This is a genomic window from Sporosarcina sp. P3 (assembly GCF_002743415.1).
Classification (GTDB): Bacteria; Bacillota; Bacilli; order Bacillales_A; family Planococcaceae; genus Sporosarcina; species Sporosarcina ureae_A.
Window position 1 is genome coordinate 117,551 of record NZ_PDZE01000004.1, and the last position, 17,781, is coordinate 135,331.

Sequence of the window (17,781 nt, forward strand, 5' to 3'; positions counted from 1 at the left end):
TCCTCCTAATTTATCTGCCGACTGTACCCATACCGTTGATGATTTTGTCTAGCGCTTCATCCATCACAGTGATCATTCGGGCAGATGCGTTGTATGCTTGTTGGAAACGGATCATGTCGGTCATTTCTTCGTCTAGTGAGACGGAGCTGATGGAGTCACGTCTGTTGGATACAGCCAACAGCAATACGCCTGAGCTATCTGTCATTTTAATAGCTTGTTGTCCTTCTACCCCTAGTTGGCCGATTGTTTGAGCATAGTAGCTCTGAACACTTGAACCGTCTAGGCCTGGTAACTTCGCAAAGAATACATCGCCAAGTTTTTTCGCGTTTTGGCCGTTACCGACTTCCGCACCTGTTTTTGAATCCGAGGCTGCCAGTTTATTTGGATCTTTTCTGATTTCATCATTCACTGCAATATTACTTGCGGTAAATTCGGTTGCGTCAGTAGGTAAAACAAAGAAAGGCTCGCCTTTTACACCTGCTAAGTCCGTACCCTCTTCATGAACTGCGTTAAACGCTTTAGCAAATTCATTCGCCATTTTGTCTAACTTAGCCAGCATCTCAGGATACAGCCCTTTTACTTGATCGCCATCTTGATACCCATATGAATCCACAAGTGATTTCAATTCACCACTTTTGACCATCTCAGTGACTGACAGCTTACCGTCTTCAGGTTTCTCAATCGGTCCGCCTGTAAACGTGAAGCCAGTCATAGGATCTGGAAACGGCTTATCTGGATCTTTGCCGTCTACAGTAAGTTTTGCGGCTTTGTCATTTTGTACTACAGTTATCGTTTTTCCTGGAACATTCGTTTTGATCTTAATGGTCACGGTACCTTCCGAAATCGCAAGAGCACGTCCAGCCGATTTCTTATAGCTCGTCTCAATCGGTACATAGCTAGACAACTGATCTAGTAAACCATCACGTGCATCGTAGAGATCATTCGGTAAATAGCCATTCGGTTCTACTGTAGCGATTTGTTTATTTAACTCTCCAATTTGACTCAGCAATGAGTTTATATTATTTGTGCTGAAGTCAATCTGGTCGCCAAGATTCCCTTTAATTTCAGAAACCGACTTATGAATATAGTTAAACGAGTCCGCTACCGCCACCCCACGCTCTACAACGACTGCCCGCGCGCCACCGTTCTCCGGATTCGTCGCAAGCGTCTGCAACGATTGCCAAAAGTCGCTCATCGATTGTTGTAAACCATACTCGGAAGGTTCGCCAACTGCGTCTTCCATTTGCGCAATGGCATTCGTACGGGACTCCCAATACCCAAGCTTCGTCGATTCATTACGAAACTGATGATCGACAAACGTATCCCGAATCCGCTGAATACTTCCCGCTTCCACCCCTGTCCCAAGAAAGCCAGGAGTCGTGCCCGCGTTCAGTCCTACTCCAGGAAATCCAGACGTCGCCTGCATGTTCACGCGTTGGCGTGAGTAGCCAGGCGTATTCGCGTTCCCTACGTTATGCCCTGTCGTATAAAGAGCGGATTGCTGTGTATACAATCCGCGTTTGCTAGTTTCTAGTCCCATGAATGTCGAGCGCATGTGATGTCCTCCTTATGCTTGGGAGTCGAATGAGGAGAGCTTCGCTTTGGCTCTGCTTTGTGACTGCCCTTGTACTTCATTTTTCGAATAGTTGACGGTTTCCGGACGCGGACGGACCATGTCCAGCGATAGATTCACAAATTGAAGAGATTGATAGGTCAGTTGCTGATTGAGTTCGTTCTGCTGTTTCAACTCATGAATCGCATGCAGGAGACGGTCCTTCGCCTCTGCTAACTGTTCTTTGTCCGGAATGTTTGCTACTTCGATTAATTGCGTCATGGTCGGTTCAGCAGGCACTACACGTCCTTGTGCGGTCATATACTGCTTCACTTCCTGCAGGCGCTTCTGGTCCATTTGTACAATAGCTGCTAGGTGAGCTTGCTCCTCCTTCAACAGCTGGTCAATCCCGTCGACGTCACCGCTTTTTAGCAGTGCGGTCTTGTCGTTCGACAGACGGAGCAAGCTCGTATGCAGTTTTTCTAGGTGATTGAGCGTTGTCAAAATTGGTTCAATGGACATGTCTAACCCTACTTTCCTTATGGCTTATTGAAATACGACAGCATGCTGGAAGCGAGTTTGCTCGCATCTACTTGATATTCTCCAGATTGCACTTGCGCTTTCAATTCCTGTACACGCTGTTGTCTTGCGGATTCAATCGGTGAAGTGGCAGATAATTTTTTCGCTTCTGAAGAAATTTCGAGCTTATCCGTTTTCACTTGCGCTGCTTGCTTCGTTTGTTCTACTTTCATTTGCTGATTGCGGTACGGGTTGACGGCTTGTGGTTTAAATCCATCTATTTTCATACGTCTCGCTCCTTTCAATTCTTATGGTAGATTTGGGTCCTACTCTTTACTTCGGCAGATTTCAAGAAGTTTTTAGAGGCTTTTGTACGAAAAAACGAGCAGTACGAACTGCTCGCTTCGTATTTCCTCATCTACCGTCTTTTTGAGTGTAATATGTGCCTCGTTCTTGCGCCTTTATAGCTTCACGAAGCTCTTCCGCTGCGTCAAATGTCCGTAAGTCAGATTGAATTTCCTCCGTACATTTGGCACAGATCTTACCTGTCGATGTTAATGCGCCACATTTATCACATGGATAGCCAAGATTCGGGAACAATGCCGGTTGCAGTCTTCCTTTTCGCACCCAGCGATACAATAATTCTGATGTCACGCCTGTTACTTCCACGATTCGGTCGATATTCGCCGCACGGTTTTCCCGCTTGCGTAAAAATCGATACACCGTTTCATACATTTGCTCTTCCGCTTGCGCACACGTTCCACACACATCCCGAAGGCCCGTGTAATTAAACATACCGCCACATGTCGGACAATTTCGTACTTCCGCCATCTCTCTCACTTCTCTCTCATAGGTCTAAACAACGTCACAGCTTCCACTCGTTGTACACCGCGCTGTTTCAACGCCTCTGCTGCGTGACGCAATGTCGTGCCAGTCGTATAAATATCGTCGACAAGTACATACACTGCTTCATTACGTTGTATATCGGCCGTTACATGAAATAGTTCAGTCATCGCGAGACGTTCGCTACGAGATTTTTCTCCCATGACCGATTCCGTCGTCTTTTCAAGTAGCGATTGATACGGAATCTTCGCTGCTTCTAGCAACGCATCGACTTGCGAAAAAGTTCGTTTCCGTTTATTAATCGGATGCATCGGAATCGGCACGACAATCTTCTTGGAATCGTTCAGTACGCTTCGCAATGAAGACGCGAAAATTTGCGCGAGCGCGACGTCTTGCATGAACTTGAACTGATGCAAGAACTCTTTCGCTGCTTCATTATATGCATACAGCGAATGGACAGAATCGAGTACATCGTCTTCTATGACCTGATCGATGCGTTCGAACTTCTCTAAACAAATCGGACAAGCAAAAGCGTCTCTTTGAATACCGAGAAAGTGTTGCCAAGTCGGCTGATCGTGTAGGGCTTTATCACAAAGTAAACACGTCATTGCGGTACCTCCGTACGATTCAACTTCCGAATTTCCCGCTTCGCCTCGTCCATCGCCTGTGTGATCCCTTGATGAAACAATACGAAGTCGCCTGACGTATTCGGTACAGAACGCCCCACTCGCCCACCAATTTGAATCAACGCACCTTTATTAAAAATCGTTTGCTCCGCTCCCACAACCGCCACTTGCACATTCGGTATCGTAATCCCGCGCTCGAGAATCGTCGTTGTCAGCAAGCCAGGAATTTCTTTTTGCCTCAGCAACTGCACCCGTTCTTTGCGATCCTCATGTTCCGCATGAACGGCACAAATCCGCTCATCCAGTTTCTGAAATAACGGTTCAGCCAGTTCCATCAGTTCAATTTGATGGAAGAAGATGAGAAACGGTTGCTGTTTGTTGAGACGTTGGGTAGTCCAACGTAGTAATTTCGCTGGAATCCGTTTCTTTTTCAGCTGTTTCTCGTAATTCCACAACGCTTCATTACGCGGTACAGGTAGTGGTTGACCGTGATAACGTCTCGCGAGGACAGATATGTTGCCTTGCTTTTTATTCATCGCAAGCAACTGACTCGAAGGCGTCGCGGTGGCGAAATGAATCGGCGCGTTAGGTTTTGCGGCTTTTCTAACGGCTCGCTGTAACGTTTCGTCCGCTGTATACGGAAACGCATCGGCTTCATCTACGAAAATCACGTCGAATGCCTCGTGAAAGCGATAAAGCTGATGGGTCGTCGCGAGGATTAATTGTGCGTCGAAGTTTTCTACTTCCGCGCCACCATATAGCGCTTCTATTGTAGTATCAGGAAAAGCCGTCGTTAACCGCGGCAATAGTTCCAAAATGACGTCGACTCGAGGCGCTGCAAGACAGACCCGCTTGCCTTCATTCAATACATAATGAATCGGCTGAAACAACATTTCCGTCTTGCCGGATCCACACACCGCGTAAAGTAAATGTGATACGCCTTGTTTCGTACTGTCGAGCAACTCACGCGTCGCTTTTTGCTGAGAAGGTGTTAAATTCCCTTGCCAGTTCATGCGATGGTTCGTCGAGAAAGTTGGTGGCGTGCCTGTCCACGTAAGTAACTCTGAACAGCAAGACACGCGCCCCATGTTAAGACAGTTTCTGCAATATGCGCACGTTGCTTCACATTGCGCACACGCAAATACAGTGAAGCGTGTTGAATTTTCATTATGGCAAAGCTGACAAGCATAGTGCGTACCGTGCCACGTCTTTTTCGTCGTGACGCCTTGTTCTATATGGATCTCGCCATGACGGATGGCTTCGTCAACGGTTTCTTCCGGGAATGGCAAAAGATGACGCAACCAAATGCGTCCGGCCAAAAATTGCTTGAGTTGGTGTCGTTCGGACATGCAGTTCCCCCTGTTCAGGTTCCGCGTCGTTTCACCCAACCGAGCCCCATCGCCCCTTCACCCAGATGCGTGCCGATGACCGGGCCAAAATGGCTGATCGTGAAATCGACGTTCGGATGTTTTTCTTCTAACTGTTTCTTCCATTCTACTGCTTCGTCATAGCGATTCGCATGGATCACTGCCGCATCGAGCAAATGATTCTTTGCGTCTTCCGACAATAAATCCGAAATCCGCTTCATCGCTTTTCGCGACGTACGAATTTTTTCAAACGGGACAATGACTTTGTCTTCGAAATGCAAGATCGGTTTCACTTGCAACAGTCCGCCAACTAGCGCCTGAGCACCTGATAAACGACCGCCACGTTGCAAATGCGATAAGTCGTTCACCATGAAATACGCTCGAATATCTTTCTGCATTTCTTTCAATTCTTCAATAATCTCACGCGGATGCACGCCCTCATTCGCAAGCTGCGCGGCACGGATCGCGTAAAAGCCTTGGGGATAGGCCGAAATCTCTGAATCAAACGGTAACACTTCTAGTTCCGGCACGAGCTCGGCAGCTTGAATCGCGCCCATATACGTTCCGCTGATGCCGCTCGATAGGTGGATCGTAATGACCGCGTCGTAGTCTTTCGCAAGTTCGCTATAGAGCGCTTCGAAATCACCAATCGCGGGCTGAGATGTTTTCGGTAGCGGGCCTTTGCCACGTACTATTTCGTAGAATGCTTCGGTTGTGATGTCAGCGTCTTCTTTAAATTCTTTGCCGTCTATCGTGACGAGTAACGGGATCGTATGAATCCCCAGTTCTGCTTTTATATCATCCGGCAAATACGCCGTCGTGTCTGTCACAATCGCTGTTTTCAATATGATCAACTCCTGTTACTTATTCTACCTGAAATCGGTGGAATTGGCATCTGTGAAGGAGGAATTGGTGAGGATGAATTGCGGTACGTGGGGAGGTGTGTTCTGTGGGCTGGTGGATTGAGCGGATAGGCGTTTTTATTGAGCGGTTAGATGATTGGATAGAGCGTTGATGGGAAAGTATGAGCGGGTAACAGATGTTATAGAGCGAGAATTGAGTTGGATAGAGCGGATCTCAACCAACTATGAGCGCGGGCCAACCACTGTCACTTTTAAAGGGGGTGAGATGCGGGGAATTAGACTATCGATCGACTGGATTGAGCGGATAAACGTCTTTATTGAGCGTTTAAATGGTTAGATAGAGCGCTCCACCGTAAACTATGAGCAGATGACACATATTATAGAGCGGTAAACGAGATACATAGAGCGGATCTCAACCAACTATGAGCGTGGGCCTAGCCACTTTTAAAGGGGATGAAATGTGGTGAATTAGACTTTCGATCGGCTGGATTGAGCGGATAAACGTCTTTATTGAGCGTTTAAATGGTCGAATAGAGCATTTACAGCAAACTATGAGCGGATAACACATATTATAGAGCGGTTGCCGAGCTACATAGAGCGGATCTCAACCTACTATGAGCGCGGGCCAACCACTGTCACTTTTAAAGGGGATGAGATGCGGGGAATTAGACTATCGATCGGCTGGATTGAGCGGATAAACATCTTTATTGAGCGTTTAAATGGTCGATTAGAGCGTTCATAGCAAACTATGAGCGGATAACACATAATATAGAGCGGTTGCCGAGATACATAGAGCGGATCCCAACCAACAATGAGCGCGGCCCTAGCCACTGCTCCTATTAAAGCGGATGAAATGTGGAGATTTAGACTTTCAATCGGCTGGATTGAGCGGATAAACGTCATTATTGAGCGTTTAAATGGTCGAATAGAGCACTCACAGCAAACTATGAGCGGTCAACACACATCATAGAGCGCTAACCAATCCACATAGAGCGGATCTCAACCTACTATGAGCGCGGCCCAACCACACTCCCCACCCCTACAAGCAACAACCCCCTCCAACAACACACCTATCCCAAAGAAAAAACCCTTCCGAATCACTCGGAAGGATTTTTCATATTGCCACATCGCGGATTTTGTCCCACAACGCTCGCAGCCCATGCGACTTTCGTCAGTATAGCAGTAGCCCCTTGACGATCCGCTTCATGGACTGCCCGGATATACGCACTGTTTGCTTCATCAACGACATATTGAGGCGTCACATGATTCAACGTCATCGCTAGTACATCGTTAAGACAATGATCGCACGTACACGGCAAATTCAACTCGTTTTGATATTTGGAAATCACGTCGCGTACCACGACCTCCATAATATTATGCACTTTCATAGTCAGATACTCCTTCTAACTCAGAGTAGATAGAGATTGCAGATATGAATAACTGGATAGTAATGATTCAATATATCGCTCTATGTCTTCAAGTTATCCAATAGGCAAGTTCAGTACAACTATCACTCAGCATGCCAGCGTACGCTTGTAGTAGCACCCACTATGTACCTAGGGAATGGGGCGGAAGACGGGCGACTCCCGCGGGAATAGCATGAGCCTTGAGATCCCGCAGGTAGCGAAAGCCGTAACGAAGAACGGCTTTTGCGAGTAAAAGCGAAGCGTTAGGAGCACATCTTTACCTTAGCGGACGAGGAAGCTCAAGCCATGCCCGCAGGAAAGCGTCCCGTCTGGAGCCCCATTCCCCGAACCACTAGCCCCGTCAAGCCTCCGCACTGCAAAACCTTACTTCGAAAGAATAATCTTCTTCTTCAACAACTCTTTACCCGAAATACCAGGCTTCGTCATCTCGAACGGATGCAAAATTGCGTCCAACTCTTCCTTCGACAAGATATTTCGCTCGATACAAATCTCACGGATTGACTTGTTCGTTAACAGTGCCTCTTTCGCAATTTCCGACGCCACTTCATAGCCAACGTGCGGGTTGATTGCTGTGATGACACCGATACTCTTCTCAACGTACTCTTCTAAGTGCTCGACGTTTGCCTTGATTCCATCTAAACAATAATCGCGGAATGCGCCGAAAACGTTTGTCATGATTTTCAATGACTGGAGAAGATTGAACACTAGTACTGGCTCCATAACGTTTAATTCGAACTGGCCCGCTTCGGATGCCAATGCGATCGTCATATCGTTTCCGACGACTTGGAACGACACTTGGTTCATCACTTCCGCCATTACCGGGTTGACTTTTCCTGGCATGATAGACGATCCAGGTTGTCTTGCTGGTAATGAAATTTCGGATAGACCTGTACGTGGGCCGGATGCCATCAAGCGCAAGTCATTACAGATTTTAGATTGGTTCAGCATCGTACCGCGTAATGCCGCTGATACTTGAACATACGAGTCCGTGTTTTGTGTAGCGTCTACTAAGTGCGTAGAAGACTTTAATTCAAAACCACTGTTTTCTGACAGGTAGCTAGCTACTTTCTGAATGTATAGTGGATCTGCGTTTAAGCCGGTTCCGACAGCAGTTGCGCCCATATTGATTTCATATAAGTAGACACGTGATACACGGATGCGCTCGATGTCGCGGCGTAGTACCATTGCGTACGCTTCGAATTCTTGTCCTAGACGGATCGGAACCGCGTCTTGTAAGTGTGTACGGCCCATTTTTAAGACCGATTGGAACTCGATAGATTTTTTCAAGTAGGTTTTATGAAGGGATTCCATGACACCGAGTAGCTTGTCTACCTTCATTAGTGTGGCGATATGGATCGCAGTCGGGAACGCGTCGTTTGTCGACTGCGCCATGTTGACGTGCGAGTTCGGGCTAATAATATCGTATTCGCCTTTTTTGTAACCGAGAATTTCAAGTGCACGGTTGGCGATGACTTCGTTTGCGTTCATATTGACTGACGTTCCTGCTCCCCCTTGGATCGGGTCGACGAGGAACTGGTCGCGAAATGCGCCATTGATGACTTCTTCAGATGCTGTAATGATCGCTTCTGCAAGAGTAGCGTCCAATTGACCAATGTCGCGGTTAGCTTGTGCTGCAGATTTTTTGACGATTGCAATCGCACGAATTAAGTCGCGGTTAACGCGGTAGCCCGTGATGGGGAAGTTTTCTGCTGCGCGTAATGTTTGAATACCATAATACGCGTCTTGTGGCACCTTCTTCTCTCCGATAAAATCCGACTCTATTCTGTACAGTAATTGTTCTTCCATCATGCAGAACCTCTTCTCAAGTGTTTTTTATAAGTGTAATTCGTATCTCATTATACACACAATATTTCGCATGTATAGCTGTTTGAGCATACAATTTTATCTTACCTTATAGGTAACGTGTAAACCACCCGGTAATCTCTTCTAATCTCGCAATTCGTAAGTTCGGTTTCCCTGTTCTTGACATATTATGATCGGATTCGGGGAAGCGCACAAATTCTGTCTCTTTACCTAAATCTTTTAATGTTATAAAGAGTTGTTCCGCTTGTTCGATCGGACAAACGAAATCTCGTTCCGCATGAAGAATCAATAGAGGAGTGTCGATATTCTCCGCATACTTGAGCGGTGACTGCTTCCAGAGCGTATCGACATCTGTCATCCCCGCTTTTAAATGCCAGTCGGTGAAGTAGTAGCCGATATTGGATACGCCGAAGAAGCTGACCCAGTTGCTGATAGAACGTTGCGTGACCGCTGCTTTGAAACGATTCGTATGCCCGACAATCCAGTTCGTCATAAAGCCACCGTAGCTACCACCCGTTACACCAAGGCGCGTTTCATCGATCCAATCTTCTGTTTTCAATACTTCATCTAATCCTGCCATTATGTCTTCGTATCCACCGCCACCATAATCGCCGCGCACCGCGTCAACAAATGCTTGACTGTAGCCGTGACTGCCCCGTGGATTGAGATAGAGAACACCGTACCCTTGCGCAGCTAGTACTTGCATCTCATGGAAATACGTATAGCCGTACATCGCATGCGGTCCGCCATGAATTTCTACAATGAGTGGATACGTTTGACCTGCTGTACATTTCGCTGGCTTCATTAGCCATCCTTGAATATCGGTGTTCCCATTCGAGTAATGAATCGTTTCCGGTTCAACTAACTCGACTTTCTTCAGCCAGCCTTCATTGAATGAAGTCAATTTCGTTCGTTCACCTGTCGCAATCGTTTGGCGATACAATTCTCCTGGATTGGTCATCGTGCTGACAGTAAGCAACGCGAATTCAGCGTCAGTCGCCACATCATACCCGTAGACATGTTCCTCTTCGCCAGTCGCAGGATAGATCGCGCCGTCGAGTGTAGCCGCATACAAACGCACTTCCCCCATACTCGATAATTGGAAATACAGTTGCTCGTCTTCCGTCCACACGACACCTGGCGCAATCGTTTGCTGCAAGTGATCGGAAATACTTTCGTCTCCGACCGGTGCGTCAATTCCCGCTGTTAGATTCATCGTCTGTCCGTTCGTTTGGTCATAGACGAACACATCCGCCTGTGTGACGTTTTGGAACGTCAGATCGTACCCGGTATACGCAATATAGCGATCGTCTGCAGAGAAAGCGACTTGGCCGAAATAGCCTGGTTCGTCGAGAATGACAGTCTCTTTTTTCGTTTCAATCTCCACGAGTACTAACGGAACACTGAAGTCATGATCGGTCTGTTTGTTGCGATTGACCCCGATGACCAAGTGTTTACCGTCATGCGAAACCGCTTCTAATGAATGATCAAATGGTTCCTTCGTGAAATTACAAACATTGCACGTAGCTACATCGACATAGCCGATTTGTGTGTATTCGTCTGGCGGTAAGACGCCGATGAAATCTTCTTTGTATTTCATTTTCGTCACGCGGATCGGTTTGGGAAATCCTTTTTGCTTCTCTACCGTAATAGGAAATGTTTCGCCTGTTGTAAGCTTACCCGTAAACCAGATTTTCTTGCCGCACGGCGACCATTCGAATGAATCGATCCCTTTTTTACAGTCCGTTAATGCATAGGCTTCCCCGCCTGCTGTTTGCATCATATACAGTTGATCTGTTCCGCTTCGATTCGATAAAAAAGCTACTTGCTTGCCGTCTGGAGACCATTTCGTTGCACCGACTCGTTGCTTACCGTATGTCCAGCGCGTTACGTCACCCGTCTGTAAATCGATATGGTGGATCGCTGAGTGATACGCGTTGTCCACTCTATTTAATTCCGTCACGGTAAACACTGCTTCTTGGTCGTTAGGTGCCAGGACCGGGTTCGTCACTGATTTCGTTTCAAATAGATCGTCAATCGTTACACATCGTTTATCCATCTAATCCCTCCTGTTTTCTTACTATTCTCTCTAAACCATAACAAGACTCCACTTACTTTGGCAATTATTGCGTAAAAAAAACGAGTGACGGGATTTCATTCCCCATCACTCGTTTCCATCATCCTTAACTTTTCACTTGATCTTTCAATGAACGTCTTAAAATTTTACCTGTCGTATTTTTCGGCAACTCATCTAGGAACTCAATCGTTTTCGGCACTTTGTACTTCACGAGGCGCTTCGCACAGAATTCAAGCAACGACTGTTCTGTAGCGTCCGAACCTTCCTTCAACACCACGTAAGCTTGTACTTCTTCACCGAAGTTTGTATCCGGTACACCAACGACTGCAGCTTCCACAATATCGCGGTGACTAAACAACACTTCCTCTACTTCTCGCGGATAGACGTTGAATCCGCCGACGATAATCATATCTTTCTTGCGGTCTACGATATAAAAGTAACCGTTTTCATCTCGTCGCGCCAAGTCGCCTGTATAGAGCCAACCGTCACGAAGTGCAGCTGCAGTTTCTTCCGGCATTTTATAATACCCTTTCATGACGTTCGGTCCGCGTACAATGAGTTCACCGACTTGATTGTCAGGAACTTCGTCTCCATTTTCATCGACCACTTTATTCTCGACATTCATAATATTCGTTCCGATCGAGCCGGGAACACGTTCACGATCCAACGGGTTGAAACAAGTAACCGGTGAAGCTTCGGATAAACCATAGCCTTCCGAAACACGCACATCGAATTTCTCTTCGAAGTTATGAAGCAACGAAACAGGCAAAGACGATCCACCTGAAATCGCTAGTCTGATTGAATCGAAGTCTTCTGTTTTCCCTTCCGGATATTGATAAAGGAAGTTGTACATAGTAGGAACTCCAGCAAATACGGTCGCCTTTTGCTCGCGAATCATATGGAAGATCTCGCCCGGGCTAAAGCGTGGTTCAAGTAAAATCGTCGCACCTTTAACGAGTGGCGCATTCGCGACGACAGTTAATGCGAATACATGGAATAAAGGCAATGTCGCTACGATTTTATCATTCTCGGAGAAACCTAAATAGTCTCCTACATCACGCGCATTCGAGTAAATATTCTTATGCGTTAACATCGCACCTTTTGGATGTCCTGTCGTTCCAGATGTATACAATATGATAGCGCTTTCATTTTCGTCAACTTCTACCGCTTCTGTCATCGGTTTTGATTTCTTAATAAGCATGCTAAATGGATGCACTTTTGCCTTTACTGTATCGTCCAGCTCAGCTAATTTCTGTGCAGCATCTGGGCTCAGTTCACAGACGACATAGTTCTCAATCGTTGGGAATGACTGGCTTGCGACTTCTACTAATGGCAATAATTGATCAATCGCAATTACGGCTTTGGCGTCACTGTTTTCTAGGATGTACGAAATTTCGTCAGGTGTATAAAGCGGGTTGATCGGCACAGCTGTCGCTCCGATTCGCATAGTGGCATAGAGTGAGATCAGATAATGCGGCGTGTTGCCGAGTAGGAATGCGACTTTGTCCCCTTTGTGGACCCCTAGGTTTTGTAGTGCGTTGGCGAACATTGATACGGACATGTCGAACTCTGCGTACGTCGTGTCTTTTCCCATGAAGTGGTAGGCGATTTTACTTGGCTTGGTCTGTGCGGTTTGCTGAACACTTGAAACTAAATTCATGCTTTCATCTCCCTAACAAGTGAATGAATAACCATTCAGTATTTCGTTCATTATACTGATAAAACAAATAATTGGCAAGACTTTACTGGGAATTTAATTATTTTAGTTTAATAGCATAGGATGGACGGGCTGAGTGGATGGGATTGAAGCTCCAGCTGGGGACGCGTTCCGGAGGGCGTGGCTTGAGCCTCCTCGTCCGCTTAGCTCCCTGCGGGGTCTCAAGGCGCACGCTGATCCTCTAGGAGTCGCCCCAGCTTCCGCTTCAATCCTACTTTCAAAGTGTTTAGGTATAGACCTCTTACTAACAATAGTGTGTAACTTTAGGCTTTGAGCATATTTCAGTCAAGTTCAAATCATAGTCCAACTACAAAAGCAATGACAACCCTAACTGCAGTGAACTTTGAAAATTATCACCTACTCTGATTGTAAGGGATTGGAGCGGCAGGCGGCGACTCTGGGAGGATCAGCCCGATCAGGTGAGACCACTAAAGGAGCGCAGCGACTAGGGGGCTCACCGCGGGCCCTCCAGAACGCGTCCGCCTAGAGCGCAAATCCCTACCCTTATGCCCTTCCACTTGTATTTTAGAACTAAACTACTGTCATTCAAAAAGACACCTCTTCTTTAAGAAGTAGGTGCCTTAATATGTGAAATATAGCGCCAGCGGATTAGGTAGAAATAGAAAATTTGCATTAGCGCAAAGCCCGCCAGCACGAGCGCCAGTTCTTTGACGATCGAGATCTCGGCGAGCGCATCCCAAATCACTTGCAGCGACATAAAAGCAAACACACTGTGGATGAACGACACACCCCACGGGAAGAAAAACTGCGGAATCAACTGCCGGTTGACGATCTTCGTGAACTCCCGATCCGTCATCCCAATCCGCTGCAACACCGCGTACTGCCGTCGATCGTAGCTGAGCGACGTATACAACCGGAAGTAAATGAAACTCCCAGACGCAAGGAAAAATACGGCCGCCAGCAATAACCCGATAAACAACAGCAACGAAAACGTCATGCGGATATGCGAGTAATTCAATCCGGGATTCTCAAACTCGTAGCGCACCGGATCGCGGTGTTCGAGCATGAGCCCGGCCAGCACTTGGGCATTGATAGACAATCCAATTTCTTGCGTTTCTTGCCAGTCTCGCACGTTAAACGCATAATAATTAAACGCCAGTGCATCGGCACCTGCATGTTCTTCAATCCGATCGAAGTCCAAGTGATTGACGACAATCGTATTAAGCCCGATTGCGTTCGGCGGAAACAGTTTATACGGATAGACGCCTTCGATATCAAGTGACACGCCACTATTAGCCAGTTCTGTATTGACTGATTCTGTCGACAACTGATTAGCAGCGGCTGCTGTTGCCGGTAAGAACAACGCATGTCCGCTTTGCAATGAAAGCGGCTTTTCCCCGAAGGTTGCGGCCAATTCATTCAGGTCGGACAACTTGACGATATGGACTTTGTTTTTAGTATAGGATGATTGCTGTTGCAGCACACGAAACCGTACAGCCCAATAATCGAGGCCTTCCTGTTCGAGTTCATTGGTCAATTGCGCGATATGCGCGTATTCGAATTCATTATGTGGCAAACTTTTATAAATAAGCCCGAGTGGATTCACTTCACGGTATTGCGAAGCGAACGACGTTAACGACGCCAGAATACCGACCGACATGAACGCGATCGTCGAAACGATTGTCACGATGAAGAACATCCGCGCATTTTCTCTTAAACGGACGATGCTTTCCGAGATCGAGATCATCCAGAAGTCTCGCCAAAAAAACTTCTTTTGCCGTCGCAGTGCATGCAAGACGAGCGGTAACGTGTCCGTGAAAAAGTAATACGTCCCGATGGTGAGGAGTGGCGGTAGCAAGAAGAACAGACTGATGATGCTCGAACGTGAGACGAATGCCGCCATCGCGTACGCAAGCAATAAGAGCACCACACCAAAGATCCCACGGCTTTTCGAGTACGAATAAACCGACTGCACCGCCATATCCCCATGTAATAAATCCGATACTTGCCCTTGCTGAATGAATACAGGGGCGATATAGGAAATGATAGCGAATAAACTAAGGAATGCGCCCATCGTCAGCACGAATGGTTTCCAAGATAAATAAAGCGGTAACACTGGAATTTGCACAATCGCTTTGACGATCATGAAGAAGAACTTCGAGAACATGAAGCCGAGGAAAATTCCACTGATGATCGAGGCAAAGCCTAGTAACATCGTTTCAATGAAAATAAGTCGATGCAACTGGCGTTTGGCCATTCCAAGAAGTAGTAACACACCGAACTCTTTCGATCGCGCCTGCAAAAATGCGCGCATTGAATAAAATAAGAAAAACAGTGTGAAAATGAATAGAATGATTTCCGCTATGCCCATGCCGAGCGTTGAAATCTCTTTTAAGAAGGTGTTTTCAATGGACGGATGGAACAGCAACATCGAATAAAGGAAAAATACCATGACGGAAAATACACTCGCCATGAAAAATGCTGCATACACTCGGCGGTTACGAAGGACGTTACGATAAGCGAACTGTCGAAAAGTCATTCACATTCCCTCCAAGTAATGACAACACATTCAAAATCCGCTGAAAAAAAGTTTGCCGGCGTTCGTCTTTATAAATTTCATTGAAAAACTCTCCGTCCTTAATGAATAGCACGCGATCACAGTAACTTGCCGCGACCGGGTCGTGCGTCACCATAATGATCGACGTCTTTTCATGCTGGTTAATATGTTCGAGTAATTCGAGTACATCTTTCGCAGACTTGGAATCCAAGTTTCCTGTCGGTTCATCCGCTAATACAATGCTCGGCTGATGGATGAGCGCTCGCCCTATCGCGGTACGTTGTGCTTGTCCACCTGATAATTCATCCGGTCGGCGCTCCAAAATATCTTCTAGATTCAGCTTTTGTGCCATATCTTTCACACGTTTTTTCATCTCTTCGATAGGTAATCCATCAAGCGTTAACGGCAAGACAAGATTTTCTTCCACCGTCAACATTTGCAGTAAATTGATTTCCTGAAAGACGAACCCGATTTGTCGTCTGCGGAACAAAGCAATTTCATTTTGACTGAGTTTCTCGGGTTCTACCCCACCAATGACAATTTTGCCATACGTCGGAATATCCGTGGCCATCAATAAATTGAGCAACGTCGTCTTACCGCTACCCGACGGCCCCATGATCGCAACGAACTCCCCTTTTTGCACATCGAAGTCCAATTGATTCAATGCACGGTGTACCACTTTTCCTTCATAGATTTTCGTTATATCTTCCATCTTAACGACCGGTTGTGTCATTTGGTTGTTCACCCGCCTCTCCGTCTGTAAATAGTAATGCGATCGTCGTGCCTTCACCTTGCTGCGAGGATATCGTCAGTTGATGGCCTAGTTTCTCACAGACTTCAGACGCTATATACAGCCCCATGCCGGTCGATTCACCAGACAATCTGCCGTTTTCTCCTGTGAAGAAAGCTTTCGTCACACGGTGTAAATCGGATGCTGGGATTCCGATTCCTTCATCGACAATCTCCAGACACAGTCCTTCTGGAAGCTGCACCGCATTGACATGTATTTTCTTCCCTTTTTCAAACGTATATTTCACTGCATTCGTAATGAATTGATTGAGCATGAACTTGATCCACTTTCGATCGGTCGCAACCGTTAAGTGTTCATCGACGTTCAGCACGGGAAATAGACCGTTCGCAATAAAGAGCCGCTTATTATCATTGAGCACTTCTTGCAACACTTGCCGAAGCCATAGCCGTTCAATTTGCATATCTTCTTCAAATGTTTCAAGCCGTGCATTGACCAGGACGATTTCCAATCCATTTTGGATGCGCCCCACTTCCTGTTCAATACTCTTCTTATCCACTTCCTCTTCTTGCAGTAATAAATTTATAACTGAGATCGGCGTTTTCATTTGGTGCACCCATTGATTCACGAAATGTAAATGACGATTTTGTCTGTCATATAACGTCTGCACTTCACGCTGGTACAGGCGATATAATTCACGTGTAAATTCCATCGTCTGTTGATGTTCAGGTGTCATAACGTGCCGAATCAACGCATCTTCCATCTGCTTCGGTTTTTCAGCAATCTTCGCGTAATATGTACGCCGCCTAATGAATTTCGCAAGTAAATAACCCGCTGTAAGTAAAATACTCATCGCGACCGAATAGACCGCCGTGTTTGGACTGCGGAAACCGTCAAGCCAAAACAATAGTAAAATGAACGATACGAGTCCGATTTGAAATAACATGAACGATACATGCTCTTTAACAAACAGTGTGAAAGCCTTCATTACGCTTCCGTCTCCGGCATGAAGCGATATCCCGCACCACGCACCGTTTCAATCCAAGACTGCACATCGTAATCCGTTAATTTCTTGCGCACGCGGGCCATGTTGACATTGAGCGTATTTTCGTCGACGAATGACTGATCATCCCACAGTTCTTCAAGTAACCTTTCGCGTGACACGACTTTCGGAGACTCGCCCATGAGCAATTCCAAAATGACACATTCTTTCTTCTGAAGGGGAATTTCTTCTTGACCTTTTTGTAGCGTCATTCGTTCGATATATAAAGTCAAATCACCTGACACAATCATACGCTCCGACTGACTCGGTGAATATTCTCCGAATGAACGGCGCAAATGACTTTTAATTTTCGCCAACACAATTTCATAATGGAATGGCTTCGTAATGAAATCATCGCCACCATTTTCTAGCGCAAACACTTGATCCATATCACCTGAACGTGCCGAGATGAAAATAATTGGACACATCGTATGCTGACGTAGTTGACGGCACCAATAGTAACCGTCATAGATCGGCAAGTTGATATCTAAAAGCACTAAATGTGGATTATATGCAATGCATTCTTCGACGACTCGGTCAAAGTCCTGAATGATCGCGACTTCGTATTGATATTTTTCAAGCGTTCCCGCTAATAATTGAGCAATTTTCAAATCATCTTCAACAATAAATATTCGGTGCTTCACCGTAACCCCTCACT

At 46.3% G+C, this 17,781-nt stretch carries 16 protein-coding genes; 1 reads left to right on the forward strand and 15 read right to left on the reverse strand.

Annotated elements, in window-relative coordinates; all coding sequences use genetic code 11:
- Positions 1-10 precede the first annotated feature (10 nt).
- From flgK to CSV61_RS06805, 7 genes are all read right to left on the reverse strand, one after another.
- Positions 11-1,555 (reverse strand): flagellar hook-associated protein FlgK, encoded by a 1,545-nt coding sequence (gene flgK / locus CSV61_RS06775; RefSeq protein WP_099638585.1) that lies wholly within the window; start codon positions 1,553-1,555, stop codon positions 11-13.
- Between the two features lie 12 nt (positions 1,556-1,567).
- On the reverse strand, positions 1,568-2,074 hold the full coding sequence (locus CSV61_RS06780) for a flagellar protein FlgN (protein WP_099638586.1): 507 nt from the start codon (positions 2,072-2,074) through the stop codon (positions 1,568-1,570).
- A 17-nt stretch (positions 2,075-2,091) separates the two neighbouring features.
- Positions 2,092-2,358, reverse strand: a complete 267-nt coding sequence (flgM, locus tag CSV61_RS06785) for a flagellar biosynthesis anti-sigma factor FlgM (RefSeq protein ID WP_099638587.1) — start codon at positions 2,356-2,358, stop codon at positions 2,092-2,094.
- Positions 2,359-2,485: 127 nt separating this feature from the next.
- On the reverse strand, positions 2,486-2,902 hold the full coding sequence (locus tag CSV61_RS06790; protein ID WP_099638588.1) for a TIGR03826 family flagellar region protein: 417 nt from the start codon (positions 2,900-2,902) through the stop codon (positions 2,486-2,488).
- Between the two features lie 5 nt (positions 2,903-2,907).
- Positions 2,908-3,522, reverse strand: a complete 615-nt coding sequence (locus CSV61_RS06795; protein ID WP_099638589.1) for a ComF family protein — start codon at positions 3,520-3,522, stop codon at positions 2,908-2,910.
- Positions 3,519-4,889 (reverse strand): ATP-dependent helicase ComFA, encoded by a 1,371-nt coding sequence (locus tag CSV61_RS06800; protein ID WP_199173599.1) that lies wholly within the window; start codon positions 4,887-4,889, stop codon positions 3,519-3,521. The genes CSV61_RS06795 and CSV61_RS06800 overlap by 4 nt, the downstream gene beginning before the upstream one ends.
- Positions 4,890-4,903: 14 nt before the next feature.
- Positions 4,904-5,752, reverse strand: a complete 849-nt coding sequence (locus tag CSV61_RS06805; RefSeq protein WP_099638590.1) for a DegV family protein — start codon at positions 5,750-5,752, stop codon at positions 4,904-4,906.
- 169 nt (positions 5,753-5,921) lie between these two features.
- Between CSV61_RS06805 and CSV61_RS16550 the strand changes: the two genes are divergently transcribed.
- A complete protein-coding gene (locus CSV61_RS16550; protein WP_143561062.1) occupies positions 5,922-6,107 on the forward strand; it encodes a hypothetical protein in 186 nt (61 codons plus the stop codon).
- Positions 6,108-6,867: 760 nt separating this feature from the next.
- Here the strand turns inward: CSV61_RS16550 and CSV61_RS06810 are convergent.
- The 8 genes from CSV61_RS06810 to CSV61_RS06850 all read right to left on the reverse strand — a co-directional run bounded on the left by CSV61_RS06810 (position 6,868) and on the right by CSV61_RS06850 (position 17,767).
- Entirely contained in the window at positions 6,868-7,158 is a 291-nt protein-coding gene (locus CSV61_RS06810; RefSeq protein WP_099638591.1) for a late competence development ComFB family protein, read from the reverse strand.
- A 402-nt stretch (positions 7,159-7,560) separates the two neighbouring features.
- Positions 7,561-9,006 carry an aspartate ammonia-lyase gene (gene aspA / locus CSV61_RS06815; RefSeq protein ID WP_099638592.1) on the reverse strand — a complete coding sequence of 482 codons (1,446 nt, stop codon included), beginning with the start codon at positions 9,004-9,006 and terminating at the stop codon, positions 7,561-7,563.
- 103 nt (positions 9,007-9,109) lie between these two features.
- Positions 9,110-11,080: a S9 family peptidase gene (locus CSV61_RS06820; RefSeq protein WP_099638593.1), complete on the reverse strand. Its 1,971-nt coding sequence runs from the start codon at positions 11,078-11,080 to the stop codon at positions 9,110-9,112.
- A 124-nt stretch (positions 11,081-11,204) separates the two neighbouring features.
- Positions 11,205-12,758, reverse strand: a complete 1,554-nt coding sequence (locus CSV61_RS06825) for a fatty acid--CoA ligase family protein (protein WP_099638594.1) — start codon at positions 12,756-12,758, stop codon at positions 11,205-11,207.
- Positions 12,759-13,380: 622 nt separating this feature from the next.
- Positions 13,381-15,315: an FtsX-like permease family protein gene (locus CSV61_RS06835; protein ID WP_099638596.1), complete on the reverse strand. Its 1,935-nt coding sequence runs from the start codon at positions 15,313-15,315 to the stop codon at positions 13,381-13,383.
- Positions 15,287-16,066, reverse strand: a complete 780-nt coding sequence (locus tag CSV61_RS06840) for an ABC transporter ATP-binding protein (RefSeq protein WP_083035177.1) — start codon at positions 16,064-16,066, stop codon at positions 15,287-15,289. The genes CSV61_RS06835 and CSV61_RS06840 overlap by 29 nt, the downstream gene beginning before the upstream one ends.
- On the reverse strand, positions 16,047-17,069 hold the full coding sequence (locus CSV61_RS06845) for a sensor histidine kinase (RefSeq protein ID WP_099638597.1): 1,023 nt from the start codon (positions 17,067-17,069) through the stop codon (positions 16,047-16,049). Before CSV61_RS06845 ends, CSV61_RS06840 begins: the two co-directional genes overlap by 20 nt.
- Positions 17,069-17,767 (reverse strand): response regulator transcription factor, encoded by a 699-nt coding sequence (locus tag CSV61_RS06850; protein WP_083035175.1) that lies wholly within the window; start codon positions 17,765-17,767, stop codon positions 17,069-17,071. Before CSV61_RS06850 ends, CSV61_RS06845 begins: the two co-directional genes overlap by 1 nt.
- Between the last annotated feature and the right edge of the window lie 14 nt (positions 17,768-17,781).